Raw genomic sequence first — 25,797 nt, 5'->3', positions numbered from 1 at the left:
GGGTCGGCCTCCGAGTTCTTCCCGACTGCACGGGGAATCCTACGGGGACATGCAGCGCATTTCCGGTATCTCACCCAGAGGTGCCGATACGGGTCATGCCGCGGCCAGGGCGCATTCGGCCCAGATGACCTTGCCGTCGGTGGTGTAGCGCGTGCCCCACGCCTGGGCGAGCTGCGCGACGAGGAACAGGCCGCGGCCGCCCTCGTCGGTGGTCGCCGCATGGCGCATGCGCGGGGCCGTGCTGCTGGTGTCGTACACCTCGCAGATCAGCGTGCGGTCGTGGATGAGGCGTACCCGGATGGGTCCGGCGCCGTAGCGGACGGCGTTCGTGACCAGTTCGCTGAGCAGCAGTTCCGTGGCGAAGGCGGACTCGTCCAGGCCCCACCGGCTCAGCTGGTCCACGGCGGCGGAGCGGACGTCGCAGACCCGGGCGGGGTCGGCGGGCAGCTCCCATGTGGCGATCCGGTCGGGGGGTACGGCGTGGGTACGGGCGACGAGGAGCGCGATGTCGTCGCCGGGGTGTTCGGGCGCCATCGCGCCGAGGACCGCCCGGCAGGTCTCCTCGGGGGCGCGGTCCGGGTGGGCGAGTACGCGGCGCAGGTCGTCGAGGGCGAGGTCGATGTCGCGGTGCCGGTCCTCGATGAGTCCGTCGGTGAACAGCACCAGCTGGCTGTTCTCGGGGACGGGGAACGTGACCGACTCGAAGGGCAGTCCGCCGATGCCGAGCGGGGGTCCTGGGGGCAGGTCGAGGAACGTCACGGTGCCGTCGGACCGGACCAGCGCGGGCGGCGGGTGGCCGGCGCGGGCCATGGTGCACTCCTGCGAGGTGGGGTCGTAGACGGCGTACAGGCAGGTGGCGCCGACGATGCCGGCGGGGGGATGGCCGTCGCCCCCGCTGCCCCCGTCGTCCCTGTCCTCCCCGCCCTCCTCGCGGTCGAGGCGGACCATGAGGTTGTCCAGGTGGGTGAGGAGTTCGTCGGGGGCGAGTTCCAGTTCGGCGAAGTTGCGGGCGGCGGTGCGCAGCCGGCCCATCGTGGCGGCGGCGTGCAGTCCGTGGCCGACGACGTCGCCGACGAGGAGGGCGACGCGGGTGCCGGAGAGGGGGATGACGTCGAACCAGTCGCCGCCCACTCCGTGCTCCGCGGGCAGATAGCGGTGGGCGACCTCGACGGCGTCCAGTGCGGGGAGGCCGCGCGGGAGCAGGCTGCGCTGCAGGGACAGGGCCAGGGTGTGTTCACGGGTGTAGCGGCGGGCGTTGTCGATGCACAGGGCGGCGCGGGCGGCGAGCTCCTGGGCCAGCGAGCAGTCGTCGTCGCCGTACGGGGCGGGGTCCTGCGAACGGTAGAAGCCGGCGATGCCGAGGAGGACGCCGCGGGCGACCAGGGGGACGGTGATGAGGGAGTGGATGGTGTGGGCGAGGAGCAGCTCGGCGTGCTCGGGGTCCTGGGCGATCCAGCCGAAGGCGGTCTTCAGGTCGGGTTCCAGTACGGGCTGCCCGGTGATCAGACAGCGCATGTGGGGGGTGGTCGGGCGCAGGTCGACCTGCTCGCCCACCGGGTAGAAGGGGCAGTCCTCGCGGATGCCGTGGACCACCGTGCGGCGCATGTGCGTGGTGGGGCGGGGGGACTCCTCGCCGCGCAGCACGGCCTCGGGCATGTCGATGGTGACGAAGTCCGCCAGGCGGGGTACCGCGATCTCGGCGAGTTCCCGGGCGGTGCGGCCGACGTCCAGGGTGGTGCCGATGCGGTTGCTGGCCTCGGCCAGCAACTCCAGGCGGCGGCGCGCCGCGACGGCGTACTTTCCCACCTCGGGCTCGCCCACCAGCACGAGCCCTCTGACCATGCCGTCGGCGGAGTCGGCGGAGTCGGCGGTGCCGGGTGCGGTCGGGCGGGGCGGGGCCGGACCGGGGGCGCCGGCTGCGCCGCGGGCAAGGGGCCCGGGCGGTGGGGCGGTGGCGGGGGCCGGCGTGTGGGCGGGCGCGGGGGCGTGCCGCTCCGACGACTCGTCGGGGAGGAGCACCTCGATGACCATGCCCTCCACTCCGGAGGTGCTCGTCACGGGACGGCTCACGAGCGTGACCCGGCGGCCGCGGGAGAGGGGCACCTCGGCGGCGGCCCGCCGGGCCGCGGACATCAGCTCCGTGGCCTTCTCCTTGAGCGTCATCCGGTCGCTCTGCTCCAGCTCGCTCTGGAGCAGCTCGTCCATGCCGATCGGGTACCCGTTCCGGGCGTCCTCGCCGGTCCGGGCGCGGCTCTCGGCATCGAGGTACGCGTGCAGCAGGCCGCGTTCACGCGCCGAACTCTGCTCCATCAGCCGTCTCTCGATGGCTTCGGCCGCCCTGCGCACCACGGGGACCAGGGCCGGGTCCGCATCCGTGTAGGGGTAGCCGAGGCACAGGACGCCTTCGATGTGCCCGTTGAGCTGGTCGCGCACGGGGATCGCGGTGCAGGCGCTCGACTGGGACCGCTCGGCGAAGTGCTCGGCGCCGTAGACCTGGCAGAGCCGGCGTTCCGCGAGGGTGAGGCCGATGCCGTTGGTCCCGGCGAACCGCTCGGCGAAGACGAACCCGGGGACGCTCTGGATCGCGGCGAGATGCCTGACCATCGACTTCTCGCCGAAACGGCGTTCGAGCACGGTGCCGTGTCCGTCGGCGAGGCAGATGTTCATCCGGCTGCCCGAGAAGATGGATTGGAGCCGGTCGAGCACGGGGCGGGCGGCGCGGACGAGCCGGCCGTCCGCGTCGAAGTCGGCGGTGAAGGGAAGCTCGGACTGGTCCGGCGACAGCCCCAGCAGCAGGCTGCGCTGCCAGGAGCTCAGGATCGGACTCCTCACGCTCCCCTCGACGGATTCGATCGCTTCGCCGTGCAGGAAGCGGTCACGGGAACGTACGGGGCCGATGCGTTCGCCCACGACCCCCATCTGCACCACTTCCCTCACCGGAACGCTCTCGATCGCCCGATTTGAGTATATTCCTCACATTTTGCGGGTGAGGGGTGGAGCAGCGAAGGGTGGAGACGGGGCCGGCCCTCACAGGACCGCGACCGGATTGACGGGCGAGCCCGTACCGCCGGGGACGTTCAGCGGCGCCACGACGAGCATGAACGCGTAGCGGCCCGCCTCGGCGCAGGCGGCGGAGAGCGGCTCGAGGTCCAGGTTGTCGAGCAGGGGCACTCCCATCGCGGCGACGGCGAGCGCGTGGACGGGGGAGTGCACTCCTTCGACCGGCGACGGCCGTACGTCGCTGTCCCCGTCCCCGCCCAGCAGGGCGATGCCCCGCTCCGCCAGCAGCGGCATGGCGCTCACGTGCCAGCCCGCACTCGCGGCGGCGGGGTCCCAGGGGCCGGTCTCCCGGCGGCGGCGGAAGGCGCCGGAGCGCAGCAGCACCGCATCGCCGTCCTCGATCGTCACGCCGAGTGCCTGCTCCGCGGCGATGACGTCCTGTGCGTGCACCGCCTGCCCCGGCTCGAGCCACCGGACCCCGAGGGCGGCGGGCAGGTCGAGGAGCACGCCCTTGGTGACCAGGGGGCCGAGCGCCGACACCGCACCGAACCTGGCGCCCGCGGCATCGACGCTCTCGCGCGCGACCCGGCCGTCGTGGAGCAGCCCCCGGTAGGCGACGTGTGACAGCGCGTCGAGATGGGTGACGCCCTTGCCGTGGTAGTCGACGGCGAGGAAGTCCTTGTAGACGGCCGGTTCCGGTCCCTCCACGTCGCCGAGGTCGGACATGTAGTGCAGTGCGGGCTTCTCGTTGTCCGGTCCCGGCCGGGTGTCCCAGGGCCGCCCCATCGGGACGGCGGTGCCGGAACGGATCAGCGCGCCGGCCCTGCGTACGTGGCCCGCCGTCACCCTGTTCCAGGCGCCGCGGTCGGGCGCCTCCCACCGGCCCCAGGTACGGACCGACGCGAAGAGCGCGTCGAACTCCCGGCGGGAGACGGCGGCGGGGTTGCTGGTCATGTCTGCTCAGCGCTCCAATGGTCGTGCGGCTGCCGCCCGGGGCACCGGGTGCGCCGCGGCTCCCCGGGCAGCATCCCACCGGGGTTCATCGCACGCTCATGCGCGCGCCACATCACCTCCACATCGGCTCCTCATGAGGAGACCAGGGTGACGGCGCCCAGCACCTCAACCGGGCTCCGTGACCAGGAGGCACCATGAGTGTGACCCCGAGCAGGAGATCGCCGTTCGTCGCCGCGGCGACCGTCGCCGCCCTCGGCATGATCGCCGTACCGGCGCACGCACAGGCACAGCCGCATCATCAGGCCCCGTCCTTGCCCGAGGTGTCTGCCTCCGTGGAGACGCCGTCCCTCTTCGACGACGAGGCGGGCGGCAACGCCAACGCCGATGACCCGGCGATCTGGCGGAACGCCGCCGATCCCGACCGCAGCCTGGTGATCGCCACCGCCAAGGAAGGCGGCCTGCGGGTGTACGACCTGGACGGGCGCCAGGTCCAGAGCCTGCCGGCGCCGCCGCCCCCGCGGGACGGGGACAAGCCGGGGCGCTTCAACAACGTCGACCTGATCGCCGGGCTGCGCTTCCCCGACGGCCGCCACGACGTGGCGGTCGTCTCCGACCGGGGCCGCGACCAGCTGCGCTTCTACCGGATCGACCCCCACCGCCCGAGCGGGCCCCTCGTCGACGTCACCGACGAGGCGGCCGCCCCGCTGGTCTTCTCCGCCGATCAGGAGGAGGTCGCCGACCAGCGCACCGCGTACGGGCTGGCCGCGTACACCGACCGCCGCCGCGGCCGTTCGTTCGCGGTGGCCAGCCGGCGCCACGACACCACGATCGCGCTGGCCGAGCTCGCACCGGACGCCCGCGGAAAGGTCGGCTACCGCCTCGTCCGGACCGTCACCCTGCCGTCCTCCTTCACCCTGCCCGACGGGACCGGCTGGACCCCGTGTGCCGAACCCGGCGAACTCCCGCAGGTGGAGGGCATGGTCGTCGACCCGGACAGCGGCGACCTGTACGCGGGCCAGGAGGACGTGGGCATCTGGAAGCTCGACGCCGACCTGCGCTCCCCGGCCCGCCTGATCGAGAAGGTCCGCTCCTACGGGGTGCCCGGCACCTGGAACCCGCAGACCGAGGAGTGCGACGCGGGCGCCGACCCGGGCTTCGGAGGCGGGCACCTCAGCGCCGACGTGGAGGGTCTGACGATCTGGCGGGACCCCGAGGACCTCCGCAGCGACGGCTACCTCATCGCCTCCGGCCAGGGCGACAACACCTTCGCCGTGTTCGACCGCGACGACCGCAACGCCTTCGTCCGCAGCTTCCGGATCACCGCGGGCAGCGGGCCCGGCGCGCCGGACGGCTCGGAAATGTGCGACGGCGCCGCCGTCACCAGCGCACCGCTCGGCAGGAGGTTCCCGTCCGGCCTGCTGGTCGTCCAGGACGGCGCGAACACCCCGGAGACCCCCGGACCCGACGGGGAGGCCCGTACCGACACCGACTTCAAGTTCGTCGACTGGGGCACGCTCCAGCGCGCCGCGCGCCTCTGACGCGCCGCTGAGCCGTACGACCCCGGGGGAACCGGCGGTCGTACGGCTCACGCCGACGGTGTGCGGGCGGGCATCATGGCCGTGTGAACGTGTCCCCGAGCTCCCGTGGCGGAGGAACCGGGATCCCAGGGCTCCTCCAGGTCGCGCCCACGCCGCGGACCGCCGTGGTGTGGCTCCCGCCGGACGGGCTGTGGCCCGCGATCCAGAGCATCCGTGCCGAGCACGACCCCCAGATCCGCCGCTGGCCACCCCACGTGAACCTGCTCTTCGGCTTCGTCCCGGAGGCCGACTTCCCGGCGGCCCTCCCGCTCCTGGCCGCCGCGGCCGCGCACAGCGAGCCGTTCGCCGTCCGCCTCGGCGGAGTGCACGCCTTCCGGCACCGCGCGTACTCCACCGTGTGGCTGGACCCCGCCGCGGCCGGCCTGGCCCCGTGGACCAGGCTCCAGGGCGCCCTGGCCGAGCCCTTCCCCCTGTGTCGCGGCCGGTTCCCGCGGTTCACGCCGCACTTGTCACTCGGCCGCACCCACGACCCGCGCAACCTGGCCGCGGAGTGCGCCGCCCGCCTGGGCAGCATGTCGGCGCAAGTCCACGACATCGTGCTCCTCTCCCGCCGCGGCGAGGAGCCCATGCGGCCCCGCTTCACGATCACCCTGGGCACGGGCGACGTACGCTCCGGCGGCGGGGACGGCCCGGCCCGATAGCCGCCCGCCACCGGATCCACGACGCGGCGCTGCGCCGGGGTCAGTCGATCTGCAGCTCGCCCATCCGGCTCCAGCCGGTGGCGCCCGCGATGGTGGTGCTGACGATGTCGGGCGTACGGGTGATCAGGGGCCGCATGGTTTCCAGGGCGGTGCGGAAGTGCTCGGAGGTCACGTGGGCCTCCGCCGCGTCGTCCTGGAACGCCTCGGTCAGGACGTAGGTGTCCGGCTCCTCCAGGCTGCGGGACCACTCGAACCACAGGTTGCCGGGCTCCGCCCGGGTGGCGCGGGTGAACTCCGCGACCCTCTCGGGCCATTGGTCGACGTACTCGGGCTTGACGGCGAATTTCACCACAATGAAGATCATTCGGCCATTGTAGGCACGGGCCCCACGGGTCACGCCGGCGTCCTGTGTCGATCTTCCCCGGCCGGGTCGTGATCCGTTGTGTTTCAGGCGTGTGTTCGCGAATGCACCGGCAAGTGACACGCATGTGTGGGTGATTCGAAGAGTGTGGTCATTCCGAGGGGCCCGCGGGGAGGTCTCTTTAAGAAAGCTTGTTGAACAAGGCCGACGCGCGGGGCGCCCTTGAATCAACTCCGGTAATCGGTCAGGGTTTCGAGCGACCCCCCGGAGATCTTTCGGCTCCAGAGGGGTCGTGCAACACGCATTGACGCCCCACACGTCAACACGAGGAGTACTCCCTTCATGTCAACTCACAAGCACGCACGCACCCGTTCGCGCGGCTTCCGAGTCCTTGCAGTGGCCACGGGAGTCGCCACTGCAACCGGTGTCTGCATGCTGCTGTCCCCCCTCGCCGGAGCGACCACCCCCGCCGAGGGAACGGTGTACGGGCTCGGCGCACCCGGTGCGCTCAGCGGCAGCTACATCGTCATCCTCGACAAGGACGCGGACCGGCAGGCGCTCGTCAAGAAGTACGGCGGCGAGCTGAAGCGCACCTACACCTCCGCCGTCAACGGCTTCTCCGCAGCCGGGCTTTCGGAGACGGCCGCCAAGCGCCTCGCCGCCGACCCGGCCGTGGGCAAGGTCGTCCAGAACAAGAAGTTCTCCATCAGCACCACCCAGCCCAACCCCCCGTCCTGGGGCCTCGACCGCATCGACCAGACCGCGACCGCAGGGGACAAGAAGTACACGTACCCCGACGCGGGCGGCGAGGGCGTCACGGCGTACGTCATCGACACCGGCGTACGGATCAGCCACAAGGACTTCGGCGGCCGGGCCGCCCACGGTTTCGACGCCGTGGACAACGACCAGACCGCCGACGACGGCAACGGGCACGGCACGCACGTCGCCGGGACCATCGCGGGCACCTCCCACGGGGTGGCCAAGAAGGCCAAGATCGTCGCCGTCCGGGTGCTCGACGACAACGGCTCGGGCACCACCGAGCAGGTCGTGGCGGGCATCGACTGGGTGACGAAGAACCACAGCGGGCCCTCCGTCGCCAACATGAGCCTCGGCGGCGGCGCCGACGAGGCGCTCGACGAGGCCGTACGCCGGTCGATAGCCGCCGGTGTCACCTTCGGTGTCGCGGCGGGCAACGAATCCTCCGACGCCGGCCAGGGCTCGCCCTCACGGGTCCGCGAGGCCATCACGGTGGCCTCCAGCGCGGCCGACGACTCCCAGTCCTCGTTCTCCAACTTCGGCAAGGTGGTGGACCTCTACGCACCCGGCTCCGACATCACGTCCGCCTGGAACGACAGTGACAGCGGTACGAAGACCATCTCCGGCACGTCCATGGCCACTCCGCACGTGATCGGAGCCGCCGCCCTCTACCTGGCCGGGCACAAGGAGGCCTCGCCCGCCGAGGTCGCACAGGCCCTGACCACCGGGGCCACTCCCGGGAAGATCACGAACCCGAGCAGCGGCACCCCGAACAAGCTGCTGAAGGTGTCCGCGCAGTAGGAGGCACCACCCGCGAACGCGCCGGGGCCGCCGCACCTGAGGGGGATGCGGAGGCCCCGGCGTTCGGGTCAGGGGGTGTCTGGTGACACTGCCTCACGCACCCACGGCCTCCACACCGGCTCGTTGCGCTCCACCCACTTCTTCGCCGCCTGCTCGGGCGCCAGCTTCTCCTCGGCGATCATCAGCGCCACCTCGTTCTGCTCCTCGACGCTCCAGCGGAACCGCTTCAGGAACTCGGCGGCCTTCCCGCCCGCGTCCGCGAACCGCGTGTTGAGGTACTTCTGCAGGGGCGTGTGCGGGTAGGCGCAGGCCACCCGCTCCGGATCCGCGTCGCAGCCCTCCCGGTACTCGGGCAGCTTCACCTCCGTCATCGGAACCCGCTCGAACAGCCACTGCGGCTTGTACCAGTAGGTGAGGAACGGCTTGCGCTCCTTCGCGAACTGCCTGATCTGGGTGATCTGCGCGGCCTCGGAGCCGGCGAAGACGACCTCGAAGTCCAGGTCGAGGTTCTTCACCAGCGCCTTGTCGTTCGTGACGTACGACGGGGAGCCGTCCAGCAGCTGGCCCTTCCCGCCGCTTTCGGCGGTCCGCAGCCGGTCGGCGTACGTGTCGAGGTTCTTCCAGTCCGTGACGTCCGGATGGGCCTCGGCGAAGTACGTGGGCACGTACCAGCCGATGTGGCCGGTCACGCCCAGCTCCCCGCCCGCGGTGATGGTCCCCTTCTCCTGGACGTACCGCTTCTCCTGCTCCGGGTGACCCCAGTCCTCCAGGATCGCGTCGACCCGGCCCTGGCTGAGCGCGTCCCATGCGGGAACCTCGTCCACCTGCACGGTGTCGACCCGGTAGCCCAGCTCGTGTTCGAGCAGATAGGCGGCGACGGCGGTGTTGGCCTGCGCGCCGACCCAGGACTGCACGGAGAGGGTGACGGTCTTCGCGCCCTCGGCGGCCGCATACGGGGAGGCCTGGCGGGTCATGTCGGCCGCGCCGCACCCGGTGAGCACGGCCAGGGCCGTCACGGCGGCGAACGCGCCGAGGCCGCGACGCCCGCGCCGCCGACGGCTCCCGTTCACATGAGTGGTGTCGGTGACAGGGTTGTCGGGCATGTCAGGCCTCCTTCGCGGGCTGGGTGATCCGGTCGAGCATCAGACCGAGGCAGACGATCGCGGCGCCGGCCACCAGACCGGTGGCCAAGTCACCCTGGGCGAGGCCGAGTACGACCTGGTACCCGAGCGCGCCACCGCCGACGAGGCCTCCGATGATGACGACGGCGAGTACCAGCACCACCGCCTGGTTCAGGGCCAGCAGCAACGCGTGCCTGGCCAGCGGAAGCTGGACCTGGCGCAGCTGCTGCGACCCCGTGGCGCCGAGCGAGCGGGCCGACTCCAGCGCCGCCGGGCTCACCTCGCGCAGGCCCGAGGCGGTGATGCGTACGACGGCGGGCAGCGCGTAGACGACGGCGGCGGCCGCCGCGGGCGCCCGGCCCACGCCGAACAGCGCGACCACCGGGATGAGGTAGACGAACTGCGGCATCGTCTGGCACACGTCGAGCACCGGACGCAGCAGACGCTGGGCGCGCGCACTGCGGGCCGCCGCGATGCCGATCCCGAAACCGAGGACGAGGGTGACGGCCACGGCGGCCACCACCTGCGACAGGGTGTCGAGGGACGGCTCCCACACGCCGAGCACACCGACGGCGGCCAGGGCGAGTACGGCGGTCAGCGCGGTGCGCCAGGTACCGGCCAGCAGGCCGAGGGCGCAGACCGCGAGCAGCAGCAGCCACCAGGGGGTGGCCTGCAGACCGGAGCGCAGGGGGTCCAGGATCCAGCCGGTGAAGCGGGCCGCCCAGTCGGCGGTGCCGCCGACCACGGGCACCCCGGAGTAGAGGTGGTCGGTCATCCAGCCGACCGCCCGGTTGACGGGCTCCGCGATCGGCACGGTCCAGGACTCCGGCCACAGGGACGTGCCCGCCATCCGGCCCGCGACGCCCGCGGCGACGGCCGTGAGGACGGTGAGCAGCCGCCCGTACCAGCCTTCGAAGACCCGCCGCAGCAGCGGCTGCCGGGACGGGGGAACGGGGGCGGCGCCCAGCCGGGCGCCCGCCGCGTCGGCCGTGCGGTCCAGGACCACCGCGAGCAGCACGATGGGGATGCCCGCGGCGAGCGCCGCACCGACGTCCACGGAGGCGAGGGCCTGGTAGACCCGGTCGCCGAGGCCGCCGGCACCGATCACGGAGGCGATGACGGCCATCGACAGCGCCATCATGATGGCCTGGTTGACGCCGAGCAGGATCTGCGGGCGGGCCAGCGGAAGCCGAGCCGTCAGCAGGCGCTGGCGCCCGGTCGCGCCCAGCGAGTCCGCGGCCTCCAGCACCCCGGCGTCGGCGTTGCGCAGGCCCAGCGCCGTCAGCCGGGCCATCGGCGGCGCCGCGTACACCACGGTGGCGAGTACGGCGGCGGGTACGCCGATCCCGAAGACCAGCACCATCGGCAGCAGGTACGCGAAGGCGGGCAGCACCTGCATGGTGTCGAGTACGGGGCGCAGCACGCGGTCGGCACGCGGCGACAGCCCGGCGGCGAGTCCGAGCAGGGCGCCGACCGCGACGGACGCGGCGACGGCCACGACCATCAGGGCGAAGGTCTGCATGGTCGGCACCCACATGCCGAGCAGCCCGCACACGGCGAACGCGGCCACGCAGGTGACGGCGAGCCGCAGGCCCGCCAGGCGCAGGGCGATCAGGCCGGCCAGCGCGGTGACGCCGGTCCAGCCCGCGGCGAGCAGGACGACGTACACCGCGCGGACCGACACCACCACGGCGTTGCTGACGTGCCCGAAGAAGTAGAGGAAGAGCGGGTGGCCGTCGCGGTTGTCGATGATCCAGTCCCCGGCCCGTCCGAGCGGCCCGGAGAGGTCGACGGCGAGGGCGGCGGGCCAGCTCCCGGCGCCCGGGAAGGCGACCGCGAGCGGGAGCAGCACCAGCGCGGCGACGGCCAGGGGCAGGACCCTGCGGCCGGCGCGGTGGTCGAGCAGCAGGGCCCGCAGGCGCCGGCCGGGCGCACGGACGGCGGCGGACAGCGGGCGATCGGTATGTCCGCCGCCGGGCCGCCCGTCCGCGCGGCCGGACCGCTTGTCCGCATGTCCGGGCCGTCCGTCCGCGTGTCCGGACCGGCCGGGGCGCCCGGCGCCTCCGGGGTCCCGTACGGGTCTGGTGGTCGTGGTCATCCGCGCCGCCTCCCCGCGCCGGTGAGGGGGGTGACGCCGTGGGCGGGGGACCGGCGCGTCATGCCGCCACCCCCCGTCCGGCCGCGGCCGGCAGACCGGCCACCACCGCGAGCAGTCCCGCGTCGTCGACCACGCCCAGGCAGCGGCCGTCGTCGACCACCCGCGCCGGGCCACCGCTGCGGGCCACGGCCTCGATGGCTTCGACCACCGTGGTCGCCGGAGTCAGCGCCGGGCCCTGACCGGCCTCGCCGTCCGTCGCAGGGCGCATCGCGCTGCGTACGGTGAGCACCTGCTCGCGCGGCACGTCGCGGACGAAGTCCCGGACGTAGTCGTCGGCGGGCGAGCCCACGATCTCCTCCGGGGTCCCGAGCTGCACGATCCGGCCGTCGCGCATCAGCGCGATCCGGTCACCGAGGCGCAGCGCCTCGGACAGGTCGTGGGTGATGAAGACCATCGTGCGGCCCTCCTCGTGGTGCAGCCGGGCCACCTCGCCCTGCATCTCCCGGCGGATCAGCGGGTCGAGCGCACTGAACGGCTCGTCGAACAACAGCACTTCCGGGTCGGCGGCCAGGGCGCGCGCGAGTCCGACGCGCTGCTGCTGCCCGCCGGACAGCTGGCCGGGCCGGCGGTCCTCGAGTCCTTCGAGGCCGACCTTGCCGACCATCTCGGCCGCCTTGGCCCGCCGGTCGGCGCGGCTCATGCCCTGGATCTCCAGGCCGTAGGCAACGTTGTCGAGGACCGTGCGGTGCGGCAGCAGGCCGAAGTGCTGGAAGACCATGGAGGCGCGGTGGCGGCGCAGTCCGCGCAGCCGGGCCCGGTCCATGGCGAGGACGTCCTCCCCGTCGATGGCCAGGGATCCGGCCGTGGGCTCGATCAGCCGGGTCAGGCAGCGCACGAGCGTGGACTTGCCGGAACCCGACAGGCCCATGACCACGAAGACCTCGCCCTTGCGGACGTCGAAGGTGACGTCCCGCACGGCGGCCGTGCAGCCCGTGCGCTCGCGCAGTTCGGCGGCGGACAGCGAGGCGTGCTCGGAGCCCGGTACCAGGGCGGCCTTGCGCCGCGGGCCGAAGACCTTCCACAGGCCCTGGACGGAGAACACGGGCGCGGCGTCCGCGCCGGACGCGGTGTTGGGGGTACCGGTCACCGGAGCTCACCGCCCAGCAGCTCGGCGGCCTTCTCACCGACCATGAGCACCCCGATCATCGGGTTGACCGCGGGCATCGTCGGGAAGACGGACGCGTCCGCGATGCGGAGGCCGTCCAGCCCCCGCACCTTCAAGTCGGGTCCCACCACCGCCCGTTCGTCGTCGGCGGCGCCCATCTTGCACGTGCCGGCCGGGTGGTAGACCGTATGCGCCACCGCGCGGGCGTACGCGCTCAGCGCCTCGTCGCCGGTGACCTCCGGGCCCGGGCACACCTCGCGCTTCAGCCAGCCGGCCAGCGGCTCGGCCGCGGCGATCTCGCGGGCCAGCTTGATGCCGTCCACCAGCGTCCGGGCGTCGTAATCGTCCTCGTCCGTGAAGTAGCGGAAGTCGAGGGCCGGTTTGACCTCGGGGTCCGCGCTGGTGAGGTAGAGGCGCCCGCGGCTGCGCGGCTTGGGGATGTTCGGGGTCAAGGAGACGCCGTGCTCGGGGCGTTGGTAGCCGATCCGCTCCGGATTGTCGGTGAAGGGGATCTGGTAGAAGTGGAACATCAGGTCGGGACCGGGGGAGTCAGGGTCGCGCCGGACGAACAGGCCCGCGTCACTGTCCATCGCCGAGTTCTCGGGGATCGGGCCGTCCGTCTCCCAGACGATCACGGACTCCGGGTGGTCGAGGAGGTTCTCGCCGACGCCGGGCAGATCGTGGACGGGGGGTATGCCGAGGGCCGCGAGGTCCTCGCGGGGCCCGATGCCGGAATGCAGCAGCAGGCGCGGGGTGTCCACGGCGCCCGCGCACACCACCACCTCGCGGCGGGCGGTGATCAGCGCCCTTGTGCCGTCCGCGGCGCGGACGTGGACGCCGCGTGCCCGGGTGCCGTCCAGCTCGAGGCGGTACGCCCAGGTCTCGAGCATGATCCGCAGGTTGGGCCGCTCGTCCATCACCGGGTGGAGGTACGCCACCGAGGCGGACGAGCGCTTGTTGGTCTCCGGGTGGTAGGCGAGGTCGAAGAAGCCGACGCCCTCGTGGAACGGCTTCCGGTTGAAGCCCTCGATGTGCGGCACGCCGAGCGCGGACCGGGCCGCGTCCACGAAGTCGCGGGCGATGGCGTTGCGGTCGGCCTCGCCGACCGGAACGATGTTGTTGAGGAGCCGGTCGAAGTACGACTCCATGGCGGCCGCGTGCCACCCCTCCGCGCCCGCCTCCGACCACTCGTCCCAGTCGGACGGGAGCGGCTTGAAGGCGATGAGGGTGTTGTGCGAGGAGCAGCCGCCCAGGACGCGGGCCCGGCTGTGCCGGATGTGCGAATTGCCGCGCGGCTGCTCGGTCGTGGGGTAGTCGTAGTCGAGTTCGCCGCCGAGCAGGCCCATCCAGCGGCGCAGGGTGAGGACGTCGGGGCGGTCGACGTCGCTCGGCCCGCCCTCGATGACGGCGACGGTGACGTCCGGGTCCTCGGTGAGGCGGGAGGCGATCACCGAGCCGGCGGTGCCGCCGCCGATGACGACGTAGTCGTACTCGTCCTGCTGTGCGGGGGTCGTGTTCTCGTTCATGTCTCTCCTGCCTCAGCCCGCGAACCAGCGCACGGGGCGCGGAGCGAGGTTCTGGTACACGTGCTTGGTCTCGCGGTACTCGGCCAGGCCGGACGGCCCGAGTTCGCGTCCGATCCCGGACTTCCCGAAGCCGCCCCATTCGGCTTGCGGCAGGTACGGGTGGAAGTCGTTGATCCAGACGGTGCCGTGCCGCAGCCGGCCCGCCACCCGGCGGGCGCGGCCCTGGTCCGCGGTCCAGACGGCGCCGGCCAGCCCGAACTCGGTGTCGTTGGCGAGCGCGACGGCCTCGTCCTCGGTGCGGAAGGTCTCGACCGTCAGGACCGGTCCGAAGACCTCCTCGCGGACGACGCGCATGCGGCGGTGGCAGCGGTCGAGGACGGTGGGGCGGTAGAAGTAGCCCGGCCCGTCCGGCCGTTCGCCGCCGGAGCGCAGCACGGCGCCCTCGGCGAGCGCGGAGGCGACGTACGACTCGGTCCGCTCGAGCTGGGCGGCGGAGACCAGCGGGCCGCATTCGACACCCGGGTCGGTGCCCCGGCCGATGCGGATCTTCTCGGCGCGGCGCGCGAGTTCGGCGACGAAGCGCTCGCGCAGCGACTCCTCGACGATCAGGCGCGAGCCGGCCGAGCACACCTGGCCGCTGTGCATGAACGCGGCGTTGAGGGCCTGGTCGACGGCGGTGTCGAAGCCGGCCTCGGTGGCGCAGGCGTCGGCGAAGACGACGTTGGGGTTCTTGCCGCCGAGTTCGAGGGCGACCTTCTTGACCGTGTCGGCGGCCGCGTGCATGACCTTCGTACCGCTGGCGAGTCCGCCGGTGAAGGACACCAGGTCGACATCGGGATGGGCGGCGAGGCGGGCGCCGACCGGATCACCGGCTCCGGTGACCAGGTTGGCGACTCCGGCGGGCAGGCCGGCCTCCGCCAGCAGCTCGATCAGGGCGGCGGTGGTCAGCGGGGTGATCTCGCTGGGCTTGATCACGAAGGTGTTGCCCGCCGCCAGGGCCGGGGCGATCTTCCAGCTGGCCTGGAGCAGCGGATAGTTCCACGGGGTGATCAGTGCGCACACCCCGACCGGCTCGTGGACGACGACACTGTGGATGCCGGGGGAGCCGGCGTCGACGACCCGGCCTCCGCTCTCGGTGACGACGAGACCGGCGAAGTAGCGGAAGGCGTCGATGACGCAGTCCACGTCCACGCGCCCCTCTTCGAGGGTCTTGCCCGCGTCCCGGCTCTCCAGGAGGCCGATGCGCTCGCGGTCGCGCTGGAGCAGGTCGGCGGTGCGGCGCAGCACCGCCGCACGCTCGGCGACCGGCGTGCCCGGCCACGGCCCGCTGTCGAAGGCGGCCCGGGCGGCGCTCACGGCCGCGTCGGCGTCGGCGGCGCCGCCCTCGGCGACCACGGCGAGCACGGAGGCGTCCGCCGGATCCAGGATCTCCCGTGCGGCTCCTGATGCCGCGGACCTCCACGTCCCCGCTGTGTAAATGGTCTTCTGCTCCGACACGACGCTCCGTACCTCCAGGTACCCCCGGTTTCCGTCACCCCGGGAGACCCGCGGTGACCTGGCGATTTCCGCGCATGCCCCCTGCCCCGGAAGTCATGTCCCATCCGCTGCTCGAAGTGACTGGAGTCACGTGGGCCGCACGCATGCGCAGGGCGCGGGCGTTCAGGACGACCGATTCATGCGGGTCATGCGGGTCATGCGGGTCATGCGCAGGCGCAGACTGTCGTAGATCGGCGTGCTCCCCATGCGGTCGGCGGTCAGCGTCGCGGCGAAGCAGGCGGTGAACAGCGGAACGAGCAGCGCGGTGGAACCCGTGATCTCGACGGTGAGCACGATGCCGGTGACGGGGGCGCGGACGACCGCCGAGAACAACGCGGCCATACCGGTGACCGCGAAGGCCACGGCGGCGGAGCCGCTGTCGGAGCCGCCGTCCGGGAGGAGCGGCAGCGCCAGCCCGTGTACGAGCGCCCCCCACACCGCTCCCAGCGCCAGCAGGGGAGCGAAGAGCCCGCCCGGCGCCCCGGCCGCGTAGCTGAGCGGACCGGCCGCGAACCGCACCACGAGATACCCCGCGAGTACGGTGACCACCGGCATGTCGCCGTTCAGCAGGCGCTCGCTCAGCTGCTCCCCACCGCCGCCCAGCAGCGGATCGACGCAGAGCAGCAGGCCCACGACGGCCCCGATCCCGGCAGCCCGGGCGACGGGCCCGATCCGTCTCACGTGATCGCAGAACGCCAACAACCCGACGAGGAGCCGGTTGTAGCCGGCCCCCAGGACGCCCGTGGCCGCGCCGAAGAGGAGGAAGGCGGGCAGGAGCGCGAGCGAGGGGTCGGCCATGGCCGGGACCGGGAAGACGGGCCGGCCGCCGAGCAGGAGCCGGGAGCACCCGACGGCCGTCGCGGTGCCGATCAGGGTGAGGAGCACCAGGCGCGGCCGGACCACCTTGGCCACTTCCTCGCACACGAACAGCAGGCCCCCCAGGGGTGCGGTGAAGGCCACGGCGAGACCGGCCCCGGCGAGCGAGGTGTGCAGCAGTCTGATGTCGTGTGCGCCGAGCCGCGTACGGCGCCCCGCCTCCGCCCCGATCACCGCACCCATGTGCACCGTGGGGCCCTCGCGCCCGAGCAGCAGGCCCGAGCCCATGGCGATCACGCCGCCCACGAACCTGGCCGGCACCAGCCGCCACCCCTGCGGCGTCGTCTCGGCGCGCCACACGGCTTCGACGTCGTGGATGCCGCTCCCCGAGGCCGAGGGCACCCGCCGGGCGATCGCGCACGCGACAGCGGCGCCCGCGGCCGTGACCGCCACCGGAAGCAGCCAACCCGGGCCGCCCAGCTGCTCCGACGTGCTCAGCAGGGAGCCGTACAGCTCCTCTGCCCGTACGAGGCACCAGCGGAAGCCCGCGCCGACCAGCCCGACGAGGCCGCCCGCGACCGCCCCGACGAGGTACACGGCCCACCGGCTTCGGGAAGCGCGGACAGCAGGGGCAGCAGGGGGCATGCACGGACCTCCGCCGGGCCGTGGCTCACGTCTGTTCGGAGACTGGGCCGGAACGGCCAGACTGGCCCGCCGCAGACGCGCCGTACCGGACGTCGCCGCGGCCGCGCCGAAACCTTCCCCGACTGGTCCAACGGCCGGGCTTCCCCCTGCCCCTCGATTCACAAGTTGAATCGAGGTGCGCGTGCGGACCGTGATGGCAACGTTGCCATCACATTAATAGTTCACTTCTTGACGATCATGGGCGCGCCGAGTTGACTGCGCCTACCTCGGCCGCACCGCATACGGCCTCGTCAGGGAGGTTTACCCCGTGAACTCACCACTGAGCCGCGCCGTTGTCGTGGTCGCTGCTTCGGCGCTGACCGTCTCGCTCTCCGCCTGCGGCGGCGCGGAGCAGTCCGACGGAGGTCCGGGGGGCTCGGTCAAGAGTGACGCGATCAAGGTCGGTCTCCTGCTCCCGGAGAACCAGACCGCGCGCTACGAGAAGTTCGACAAGCCGCTCATCGAGAAGGCCGTCGCCAAACTCACGCGCGGCAAGGGCCAGGTCGTCTACGCCAACGCCAAGCAGGACGCCGCGACCCAGGCTGCCCAGGTGGAGACGATGATCGCCGCCAAGGTGAACGTCCTCATCATCGACGCGGTGGACTCCAAGGCCATCGCCGGCTCGGTCAAGAAGGCCAAGGACGCCGGCATCCCGGTCGTGGCCTACGACCGCCTGGCCGAGGGCCCGATCGACGCCTACACCTCCTTCGACAACGAGGACGTCGGCAAGGTCCAGGGCAAGGCGCTGCTGGACGCGCTGGGCGACAAGGCCAAGGACGGCCAGATCGTCATGATGAACGGCTCGGTCACCGACCCGAACGCCAAGCTCTTCAAGTCCGGCGCGCACTCCGTCCTCGACGGCAAGGTGAACATCGGCAAGGAGTACGACACCGTCGACTGGAAGCCGGAGAACGCCAACACCAACATGGCTGCCGCCCTCTCGGCGCTCGGCAAGGGCAAGATCGTCGGCGTCTACTCCGCCAACGACGGCATGGCGGGCGGCATCATCACCGCCCTCAAGGCCGCCGGCCTGTCCACCCTGCCCCCGGTCACCGGCCAGGACGCCGAACTCGCCGGTGTCCAGCGCATCGTCGCGGGCGAGCAGTTCATGACCGTCTACAAGCGGTACGCCCCCGAGGCCGCGGCCGCGGCGGAGATGGCCGTCGCCCTCGCCAAGGGCGAGAAGTTCGACGGCATCATCAACCAGCTCGTCGACAGCCCGACCACCAAGCGCGTGCCCTCAGTCCTCGTCCCGGGCATCTCGCTGACCAAGGCCAACGTCAAGGCCACCGTGATCGACGACGGCGTCTACACGGTCGCCGAAATCTGCACGGACAAGCTCAAGTCCGCCTGCGCGGAACTCGGCTTGAACTAGGACGTGCCCGGCCGACCACGGCCACAGGCAGTCGGGCATGATGCCCGCGTGAGCATCGAAGCCGGTGAGCCTCGCATCGTCGCCGGCCAGGACAAGGACGGGTGCGTCGTCTTCGCGCTCTCGCCCCGCCTGTCCACCGCGTGCGGAGGACGGCGAGGTCATCGGCACGGAGATCGCCGACGCGATCGTGGGTGATCTGGCTGCTCTGGTCAGCAGCGCCCGGCGCCACGGCCGCGCGGTGGCGGTGCACCCGGGGCCGGAGGCGGGTCGGTGCAGTCACCCCGCCCCATGCCCACAGCAACGACTCGGGACGGGAGTAGTGACATGACCGGCCGGACAGGTCCCAGCTAGGGGGAGACGCTCCAGACCCCCCAGCGCTGCGAAGGCCCACCCGTGCACGTCGACAGTTGCACCCGGTCGTTCGTGTTCCTGGCCAGGCACGTGTGGGTGACCGAGTTTTTGATCAGCGCACCCTCCAAGTCCACGTCCACCGACCAGTACGCCGCCGCGTCATCGGCCAGGCACGGTTTCATCGCGATCAGCCCGTTCCGCGCCGTCAGGCACAACCCCGTCGCCTTCTGCCGCAGGGCCGTGTAGGGGATGCCGTCGTCCCAGTACCACGTCTGGTAGCCGCCCCAGTTGCAGCCGGTCACATACGGTCCGAAGTCCGCTCGATAGTCCAGACATTTATTGGTGCTCGGCATGGCCTCGAACGCCGACCTCGCCGCCGCCGCGCTCGCCGGTGGGGCGTTCAGCCCCATCATCATTCCGGCAGCTGCAACGATCACGGCCAACTTCTTCCGCATCAAGAGACTCTCCGGGACCCATAGATGGAGCGAGAGCATGACCGTAGGAGTCTGTCGCAACGTGAGGTTCGTGCGCCAGTACGCGGTCGCCGGCAACGTCCTCCCTGCGAAGGGACGTTGCCACGGGCCGGTCTCCTTGGATGCAGCGGCTGCGGCCCCCAGCCGACTTCACCACCCTGACGAACTGCACCTCGGCTACGACCGGGCCGGCCGCTCCCAGAGGTGGGTGAGGTGGGCGTGGAGGACCTCCCGTGCCGCGCGCGGGGTGAGGTGGCCGATCAGGACGTGTGCCGTGAGTCCGTCCGCAAGGGCCAGCAGGGTACGGGCCTCCAGGCGCGGGTCGAGAGTCGCGGCCGCCCCCTCGGCGTTCTCGACGGCTTCGGAGATGAGACGGGTGAACAGGCCCTGCAGGCCCGCGTAGTTCTCCTTCAGGGGCTTGGCGAGCACCTCGCTGACCGCGGCCTGCGCGACGAACGCGAGCCAGACCCTGGCCTCGGCCCGGTGCTCGTCGCGCAGCAGCGAGACCTCGGTGGCCGCATGGCCCAGGGCCGTGGCGGCCGACTGCGCGGGACTCCTGACGAGGCGCGCCCGTACGCGCTCGCCGATGCGCTCGCCGATGTGTCCGAGGGCGAACACGAGCATCTCTTCCTTCGTGCGGAAGCACCGCTGCACGGCGCCCATGGACACCTGCGCCTTGGCGGCGACATCGCGCAGGGTCACGCCCTCCAGCCCGCGTTCGTCCGCCAGTCGGCACACGGCCTCCGCGATGAGGAGGCGTCGGCCCTCGTGATCCACCTGTCTGGGCATACCCGGTGCCTCCCTGTCGCACGGTCCCACTGACGCAGCACGCTTTATGCGATGCGCTTGTATCGATTCCCAGGTTACAGTTCCGATGCAACTGCATCGGAACGAAGTGGGGACCACACATGGGACAGGGACAGGGACGCGAACGGGCCTGGAGGATGTCGGCCGCAGCGCAGGCGGACGCGGTGCGCAGCGGGGAGATCTCGGCCGTCGAGCTGATCGACAGCCACCTGGACCGCATCGCCGAGATCAACCCGCAGGTGAACGCGGTCACGCAGCTCATGGCGGAGCGCGCACGCGAGGCCGCGGCACGGACCGACCGGCGGCGGGCGGCCGGTGAAGCACTCGGGCCGCTCGCGGGCGTGCCCTTCACGGTGAAGGAGACCACCCCGGTCGAAGGCGTGCCGACCACGTTCGGCGCCGAGCGCTTCCGCGCTCTCGTGGCACAGGCGGACGCCCCGCCGGTGGCACGCCTGCGCGCCGCCGGGGCCATCCCCATCGGACACAGCAACATGCCCACCCTCGTACTGGCCGGCATGCACACGCGCAGCGAGCTGTTCGGTGACACGGTCAACCCGTGGAACAGCGCCCGCACGCCGGGCGGCACCAGCGGCGGCGACGCGGTGGCCGTCGCCACGGGAATGGCCGGGCTCGGGCTCGGCAACGACTCCGGCGGGTCGATCCGCGTCCCGGCCCAGTTCTGCGGTGTGGCAGGCCTGAAGCCGACCACCGGGCGCTTCCCGGCCGACCACCGCGTCATCGGCCCGGACGACCCCGGGCCGGCGTCCCAGATGCTGGTCACCGACGGCCCGCTGGCCCGGACCGTGGGCGACCTGAGGCTGGCCTACGAGGTGTTGGCCGGTACCGATCCCCGCGACCCCAGGGCCGTACCGGTACCCGCGTACGGCCCGCCGCTCCCCGGACCCGTGAAGGTCGCGGTGGTGGCGGACCCCGGTGGGCGCGGCGTCCACCCCAGCGTCCAGCGCGCCGTCGAGGCCGCGGCCGACGCCCTCCGTGACGCCGGATACGAAGTGTGCGAGGTGGGGGACGTACCGAGGCTGGACGAGGCCCTCGAGACGTACGACCGGATCACCGTCACCGAGTTCGCCCCGTCCTGGCCGGTGGTGCGCACACTGCTCGGCAAGGGCGGGGACCGCTACATCGCGATGGCCATGGAGCGGACCCCGCCCGTCGGCGCGGACGAGTTCATGAAGCTGATGGGCACGTGGATGAACATCCGCCGCTCGTGGGCGGAATTCCTCGACGCGTACCCGCTGCTGCTCGGCCCCTCGTTCACCGAGCCGCCGGTGGAGCCCGGGCTGGAGTCGCGTGACAGGGCGGGACGCGACCGGGTGGCCTCGGGCATGCGGCTGTGTACCGCGACCAGCTTCGTGGGCGTGCCGGCGGTGGCCGTTCCGACCGGGCTGGCCGACGGCCTCCCCTGCGGCGTGCAGGTCATCGGGCGCGCCTTCCGGGAGGACCTGTGCCTGGACGCGGCCCAGGCGGTCGAGGACCGGCTCGGAGTCCTGACGCCGGTCAACCCGCGCGGATGAGACCCGGCCGATCGGGCCGGACCCGGGTCATCGGTTCCGCCATCGTCGCCTCATGGTCGCGAGGAACCGATTGTCCTTGATGACGGCGTTCTCGGACGCGTCCAGCCGAACATCGCTTCCTTCGGCGGAGACTTCGTTGCTCTCCACGCTCCCGCCCTTGGTGGCCGTGATGTCGATGGAGCTTCGGTGCGCTTCGAGAACGTTGTCCGACACGGTGCCGCCCTCGCTCGCGACCACGGTGATCGAACGGTGCTGCGCGGGACGCGAGTCCGAGGGCGCCGGCCCTGCGGCGGCGCTGTCGATCCACACGAGGACCATCCACACGGAAACCACGGTGACCAGAGCGGCGATCAGCACCCAACTGAAGCTGCTGGTCACGATGTTGGTCAATGCGCCCGCCACCACCCCCAGCGCGACCGAAGCCACCGCACGGAGACGGATCCCGATCGACGGCATGGCGGCCTCCCACTCCTCCGAGGACTTCCAGGCTAGGCCCACAACCCCCTTGAAGGGAGCACACTGTGGAAGGCGTGGGTGGGAGGCACGGCGTAACGGGCGGGCCAGCCAAAGGGGGATCCATGGGAATGCCGGGCGACTTCACCGACCGCGAAGAGGCTCTGGCGGCCTTCGACGCACTGACCGACCCCACTTCCCCCTCGCCGCACAAGGTCCTCGTCATCCACGGGGTGACCGGACAGGGGAAGTCGACCTTCCTGCGCCACGTGGCCGCCCGCGACAGCCGGTACGCGCTCGTGGATCTCGACGCGCAGGCCGCCGCAGCGGATGACCTGCTCCGTTCGAGCTTCGGTGCCATCGCCGGCCAGGTGGCGCAATGGTCGCCGTGGTGGCTGCGCCGTTACCGGCTCCACCGGTTCCGGCGTGCCGGCAGCCGTGCCGCCGGCCGGCTGATCGGCACCGCCCCGCCCCCGCTGTCGGTCACCTGTACGGCCACGCAGAACTCCACGATCAGCGGCAACGTGACCACCCTGGCGGCCTCCGAGTACGACGTGATCCGCCACTCCCTCTATCAAGAAGCGCTGGCCGACGCGCTCGTCGAGCTCGTACGCAAAGCCGTTACGCGCCGCCGGATCCTGCTCATCGACACCACGGAGAAGCTGGACGTCCTCCAACAGAGGTTCCAGGAGGGCGACAAGGGCCCCTGGTTCACCATGGTGTTCGTCCCCCGACTCATCGATGCCGCCCCGGAGCTGCGCGTCGTCCTGGCCGGACGCGAACGCCCCGGCCTCGGCGCGCGGCTCGCATCCTCTCCGTCTCTGGAGCTCTCGGGCTGGACCGCCCGGCACAGCGCGTCCTTCCTCGCCTCCTGCGGGATCCACGACAGCGGGATGGCCTCCCTCATCCACCACTCCTGTCGCGGGGTTCCCGTGTGGGAGGCCATGGCGGCCGAAACGCTCGGCCTGGCACACCGTGAAGGCAGTCTCCTCACCACGGCCGCACTTTCCACCGTCATCGCGGACCGCCCCGCCGAGCGCTGGCTGCCGGATGTCCTGAGCCGCCTGACGGGCGGTGAGCCGGAGATCGTCCAGGCCGCGGCAGTGCTGCGCACTGTCACGGCAGAGGCCGTACGGGCACTCGTCCCCGACCTCGGCCCGGCGCACGAGTGGTTCCCCGCGCTGTCCCGTTTCTCCTTCGTCCAGGACCGCACCGCCCCCGACGGCAGCACCCGGAGCTTCGTCCACCCATGGGTCCGCGCCGCCATCCTGGCCTTCCTCCGCCGCCACGAACCCGAGCGACTGGGCAGACTGCACGGGCGGGCAGCGGAGTACTGCCGCCGCGCGGGCGACTTCCCGGGCGAGGCGTACCACCGCTTCGCCTCCGGTGATGCCTCACTCGCTCCGCAGTGGCTCGAGCGGCTGAAGTCCGTCGGCGACAAGGGTGACGTGGCGGCGTTGCGCTCCCTGTGTGAGATCGTCACGGCTCCGGAGCAGTTCCCCCACGTTGCCGAGGGTGTCCCCGCCGTCGCCGCCCGCGCGGCGCACGTGCGCGGGCGTCTGGCGATGTCGGAAGGCGTCTCTCTGGCCCAGAGCTGGTTGCAGCGCGCACGGGACCTGTACCTCACGCTCGGCGACGCATTCGGGGAAACCGGGACCCTGCTCCATCTCGGCCGCACCGCCTGGCTGCGGGGCGATCGGCAACGAGCCGAAGACCTGCTCGCGCAGTCCCTGGAGAGGTCGCGTGCCCATGCCTATCGTGAGGGTGAGGGCGCCGCTCTCCAGCTCCTCGGACACATCGCCCACCAATGCAGCGAACCCGACCGCGCCGAGGAACTGCTCAGGGAAGCCCTGCGGATCCAGCAGGACGTCGGTGCGCCGCTCGACCAGGTGGACACCCTCGTCTTCCTGAGCCAGACCGCCCTCGAAAGGAACAGACTGGACGATGCGCAGGACCTGCTGAAGGACGCGCGGGAGCTGAGCCGGGTGCACGGCAACCACCTGGCTGAAGCCAACGCGGTGGAGGGTCTCGCCGAAGTGGTCCGGAGGCGGGGAGACCTGGCGGAGTCCGAGCACCTCCTCGGACTGGCACTCGAGGGATACCGGGAGGCCGGGGACCGGCTCGGCGAGGCGAACGCCCTGCTGTCGCTGGGAGAGACGGTGGGGCTGCGCGGAGACCTGCACCGATCCGACGCTCTGGCGGGGCGGGCTCTCGACCTGTACGCGGCCGTCGGCGTGCGCATGGGCGAAGCCAATGCACTCCTGCAGCGGGGCGAGATCGCGCGGCAGCTGGGGAGGGCGGAGCACTCCGAAAGCCTCCTGCTCCGAGCGATGGAGATCTTCGAGGAGCGGGGTGAACGGCAAGGCATGGCCAACACCCTGTTCCGTCTCGGTACGACCGTTCAGATGCTCGGCGAAGCGGAGCGCGCCAAGGACTATCTCGACCGTGCCCTGGTGCAGTACCGGGACCTCGACGACCGGCTCGGCCAAGCCAACACCCTGCATTTCCTCGCCGATGACGCCCTCATGCGCGGCCGTCTGGACGAGGCCCGGACGCTGGCCCGGGACACACGCGCAATCCACCGGGCCATCGGTGTCCCCCTGGGCGAGGCCAACGCCCTGGTCCTGCTCGGCGACATCGCCCAGCGGCGCGGTGATCTCCAGGAAGCCGAAGCCCTCCTCGTACGCGCACTGGCCGTGTACCGACAAATGGACCGCCCGCCGGGGGAGGGGACCGCCCTCGCCAAAATGGCCGTCACCGCCGAGGCGCTCGGGGACGAGGAGCGGGCGGACCGTTTGCTCGGGGACGCCCTGAAGATCTTCACGAGCGTGGGGCAACCGACGTACGGGGTGCTGGCCCTGGCCGAGGTCGGTCAGGTCGCCGCCGAACACGGTGACCTCGCGCGGGCCGAGGACCTCTACCGGCAGGCGCGGGCGGCATGCCGAGCGCACGGGGAATCCGAAGGCGAAGCCGAGATGCTCGAATCCCTCGGGGAGATCGCAGGCCGCCGGGGCGATCCGCAGGAAGCGCGGCAGAGGTTCACGGACGCCCTCAAGATCCACCGGGACACCGGCAACTCCACGGGCACGGCACGGACCCTCGCCCAGCTCGGCGAGCTGCTCCTGGGGCAAGGCGATCTGAAGCGGTCCAAAAGGCACCTCAAGGAGGCCCTGTCCCTGTACGAGGCCGCGGGCGACCGGTTCCGGCAGGCTGCCGTTCTCGTGCCCCTCGGCGAGAACGCCCGCCGCCGACGGGACCTGAAGCGCTCCGAGGAACTGCTGGGGCGAGCACGGGAACTCGCCCACGCCACCGGACACCAGCCCGCCGAAGCGGCCGCCGCCCGACTGCTGGGGCACATCGCCCAACAGTGCGGCGACCTGGAACGCTCCGCGGCGTTGCTCGGCCGGGCCCTGGAGATCCACCGGCGGACGAACGACCGCCATGGTGAGGCCGTCTGCCTCGACCTGCTCGGGGACACCGCACTGCTGGGCGGCGACCTGGATGAGGCGGCCACGCTGCTCACCCGGGCCCTGGACGCCTACCGGGCGCTCTCGGATCCGCAGGGCGAGAGCGGCGCGCTCAGGTCCCTCAGCCAGGTCGCCCAGCTCCGCGGCGAGACGCGGCGAGCCGCCGAGCTGGCCGCGGAGGCCGCGCGGGCCGGCCGCGCGACCGATCCTGATCGGCGTCGGGGCGCCTGAGCTCCGATCGGCTCCGTTTGCGGAAAACTCTCCCGAGGGGCCCACTCCCTC

At 72.0% G+C, this 25,797-nt stretch carries 18 protein-coding genes; 6 read left to right on the top strand and 12 right to left on the bottom strand.

Translation table 11 applies throughout. The features are described 5' to 3' along the window. Nucleotides 1-93 precede the first annotated feature (93 nt). Nucleotides 94-2,919 (bottom strand): SpoIIE family protein phosphatase, encoded by a 2,826-nt coding sequence (locus tag ACZ6I1_RS27280; protein WP_469291555.1) that lies wholly within the window; start codon nucleotides 2,917-2,919, stop codon nucleotides 94-96. 108 nt (nucleotides 2,920-3,027) lie between these two features. Beyond that, nucleotides 3,028-3,954, bottom strand: coding sequence for a cyclase family protein (locus ACZ6I1_RS27275; RefSeq protein ID WP_469291479.1), 927 nt, complete (start codon nucleotides 3,952-3,954; stop codon nucleotides 3,028-3,030). Nucleotides 3,955-4,148: 194 nt separating this feature from the next. On the opposite strand from ACZ6I1_RS27275, the gene ACZ6I1_RS27270 reads away from it, so the two are divergent. Together ACZ6I1_RS27270 and ACZ6I1_RS27265 are read left to right on the top strand one after the other, a co-directional pair. Then, the gene (locus tag ACZ6I1_RS27270; protein ID WP_469291477.1) at nucleotides 4,149-5,492 is read left to right on the top strand and encodes a phytase; all 1,344 of its coding nucleotides are present in this window, start codon (nucleotides 4,149-4,151) and stop codon (nucleotides 5,490-5,492) included. Nucleotides 5,493-5,575: 83 nt separating this feature from the next. Further along, nucleotides 5,576-6,193 carry a 2'-5' RNA ligase family protein gene (locus ACZ6I1_RS27265; protein ID WP_469291475.1) on the top strand — a complete coding sequence of 206 codons (618 nt, stop codon included), beginning with the start codon at nucleotides 5,576-5,578 and terminating at the stop codon, nucleotides 6,191-6,193. 40 nt (nucleotides 6,194-6,233) lie between these two features. On the opposite strand, the gene ACZ6I1_RS27260 is transcribed toward ACZ6I1_RS27265, so the two are convergent. Beyond that, nucleotides 6,234-6,557 carry a putative quinol monooxygenase gene (locus ACZ6I1_RS27260; RefSeq protein ID WP_469291473.1) on the bottom strand — a complete coding sequence of 108 codons (324 nt, stop codon included), beginning with the start codon at nucleotides 6,555-6,557 and terminating at the stop codon, nucleotides 6,234-6,236. 339 nt (nucleotides 6,558-6,896) lie between these two features. Here ACZ6I1_RS27260 and ACZ6I1_RS27255 point away from each other — a divergent pair, with 339 nt between their 5' ends. Beyond that, on the top strand, nucleotides 6,897-8,111 hold the full coding sequence (locus ACZ6I1_RS27255; protein ID WP_469291471.1) for a S8 family peptidase: 1,215 nt from the start codon (nucleotides 6,897-6,899) through the stop codon (nucleotides 8,109-8,111). A 68-nt stretch (nucleotides 8,112-8,179) separates the two neighbouring features. On the opposite strand, the gene ACZ6I1_RS27250 is transcribed toward ACZ6I1_RS27255, so the two are convergent. The 6 genes from ACZ6I1_RS27250 to ACZ6I1_RS27225 form a co-directional block, all read right to left on the bottom strand. Then, a complete protein-coding gene (locus ACZ6I1_RS27250; protein WP_469291553.1) occupies nucleotides 8,180-9,085 on the bottom strand; it encodes an ABC transporter substrate-binding protein in 906 nt (301 codons plus the stop codon). Between the two features lie 130 nt (nucleotides 9,086-9,215). Next, nucleotides 9,216-11,330: an ABC transporter permease subunit gene (locus ACZ6I1_RS27245; RefSeq protein WP_469291469.1), complete on the bottom strand. Its 2,115-nt coding sequence runs from the start codon at nucleotides 11,328-11,330 to the stop codon at nucleotides 9,216-9,218. 58 nt (nucleotides 11,331-11,388) lie between these two features. Next, complete coding sequence (locus tag ACZ6I1_RS27240) at nucleotides 11,389-12,477, bottom strand: quaternary amine ABC transporter ATP-binding protein (protein ID WP_469291467.1); 1,089 nt, start codon at nucleotides 12,475-12,477, stop codon at nucleotides 11,389-11,391. Continuing rightward, nucleotides 12,474-14,021, bottom strand: a complete 1,548-nt coding sequence (locus tag ACZ6I1_RS27235; RefSeq protein ID WP_469291465.1) for a GMC family oxidoreductase — start codon at nucleotides 14,019-14,021, stop codon at nucleotides 12,474-12,476. The genes ACZ6I1_RS27240 and ACZ6I1_RS27235 overlap by 4 nt, the downstream gene beginning before the upstream one ends. Before the next feature lie 12 nt (nucleotides 14,022-14,033). Continuing rightward, nucleotides 14,034-15,518, bottom strand: coding sequence for an aldehyde dehydrogenase family protein (locus ACZ6I1_RS27230; protein ID WP_469291463.1), 1,485 nt, complete (start codon nucleotides 15,516-15,518; stop codon nucleotides 14,034-14,036). Nucleotides 15,519-15,680: 162 nt separating this feature from the next. Continuing rightward, nucleotides 15,681-16,970: a ClC family H(+)/Cl(-) exchange transporter gene (locus tag ACZ6I1_RS27225; RefSeq protein WP_469291461.1), complete on the bottom strand. Its 1,290-nt coding sequence runs from the start codon at nucleotides 16,968-16,970 to the stop codon at nucleotides 15,681-15,683. A 355-nt stretch (nucleotides 16,971-17,325) separates the two neighbouring features. On the opposite strand from ACZ6I1_RS27225, the gene ACZ6I1_RS27220 reads away from it, so the two are divergent. After that, nucleotides 17,326-18,432, top strand: coding sequence for a sugar ABC transporter substrate-binding protein (locus tag ACZ6I1_RS27220; protein ID WP_469291459.1), 1,107 nt, complete (start codon nucleotides 17,326-17,328; stop codon nucleotides 18,430-18,432). Nucleotides 18,433-18,779: 347 nt separating this feature from the next. Here the strand turns inward: ACZ6I1_RS27220 and ACZ6I1_RS27215 are convergent, their stop codons facing one another. Together ACZ6I1_RS27215 and ACZ6I1_RS27210 are read right to left on the bottom strand one after the other, a co-directional pair. Then, nucleotides 18,780-19,220: an RICIN domain-containing protein gene (locus ACZ6I1_RS27215; protein WP_469291457.1), complete on the bottom strand. Its 441-nt coding sequence runs from the start codon at nucleotides 19,218-19,220 to the stop codon at nucleotides 18,780-18,782. A 213-nt stretch (nucleotides 19,221-19,433) separates the two neighbouring features. Beyond that, nucleotides 19,434-20,045 carry a TetR/AcrR family transcriptional regulator gene (locus ACZ6I1_RS27210; protein ID WP_469291455.1) on the bottom strand — a complete coding sequence of 204 codons (612 nt, stop codon included), beginning with the start codon at nucleotides 20,043-20,045 and terminating at the stop codon, nucleotides 19,434-19,436. 119 nt (nucleotides 20,046-20,164) lie between these two features. On the opposite strand from ACZ6I1_RS27210, the gene ACZ6I1_RS27205 reads away from it, so the two are divergent. Next, nucleotides 20,165-21,595 (top strand): amidase, encoded by a 1,431-nt coding sequence (locus tag ACZ6I1_RS27205; RefSeq protein WP_469291453.1) that lies wholly within the window; start codon nucleotides 20,165-20,167, stop codon nucleotides 21,593-21,595. Between the two features lie 27 nt (nucleotides 21,596-21,622). Here the strand turns inward: ACZ6I1_RS27205 and ACZ6I1_RS27200 are convergent, their stop codons facing one another. Continuing rightward, a complete protein-coding gene (locus ACZ6I1_RS27200; protein ID WP_469291451.1) occupies nucleotides 21,623-22,051 on the bottom strand; it encodes a NosD domain-containing protein in 429 nt (142 codons plus the stop codon). Nucleotides 22,052-22,173: 122 nt separating this feature from the next. Here ACZ6I1_RS27200 and ACZ6I1_RS27195 point away from each other — a divergent pair, with 122 nt between their 5' ends. Continuing rightward, the gene (locus ACZ6I1_RS27195; RefSeq protein WP_469291449.1) at nucleotides 22,174-25,746 is read left to right on the top strand and encodes a tetratricopeptide repeat protein; all 3,573 of its coding nucleotides are present in this window, start codon (nucleotides 22,174-22,176) and stop codon (nucleotides 25,744-25,746) included. Nucleotides 25,747-25,797 lie beyond the last annotated feature (51 nt).

The organism is Streptomyces sp. NPDC046303 (genome assembly GCF_055588085.1).
Note: the sequence above shows the minus strand (reverse complement) of the source record. Positions and strands in the feature narration are given on the sequence as shown.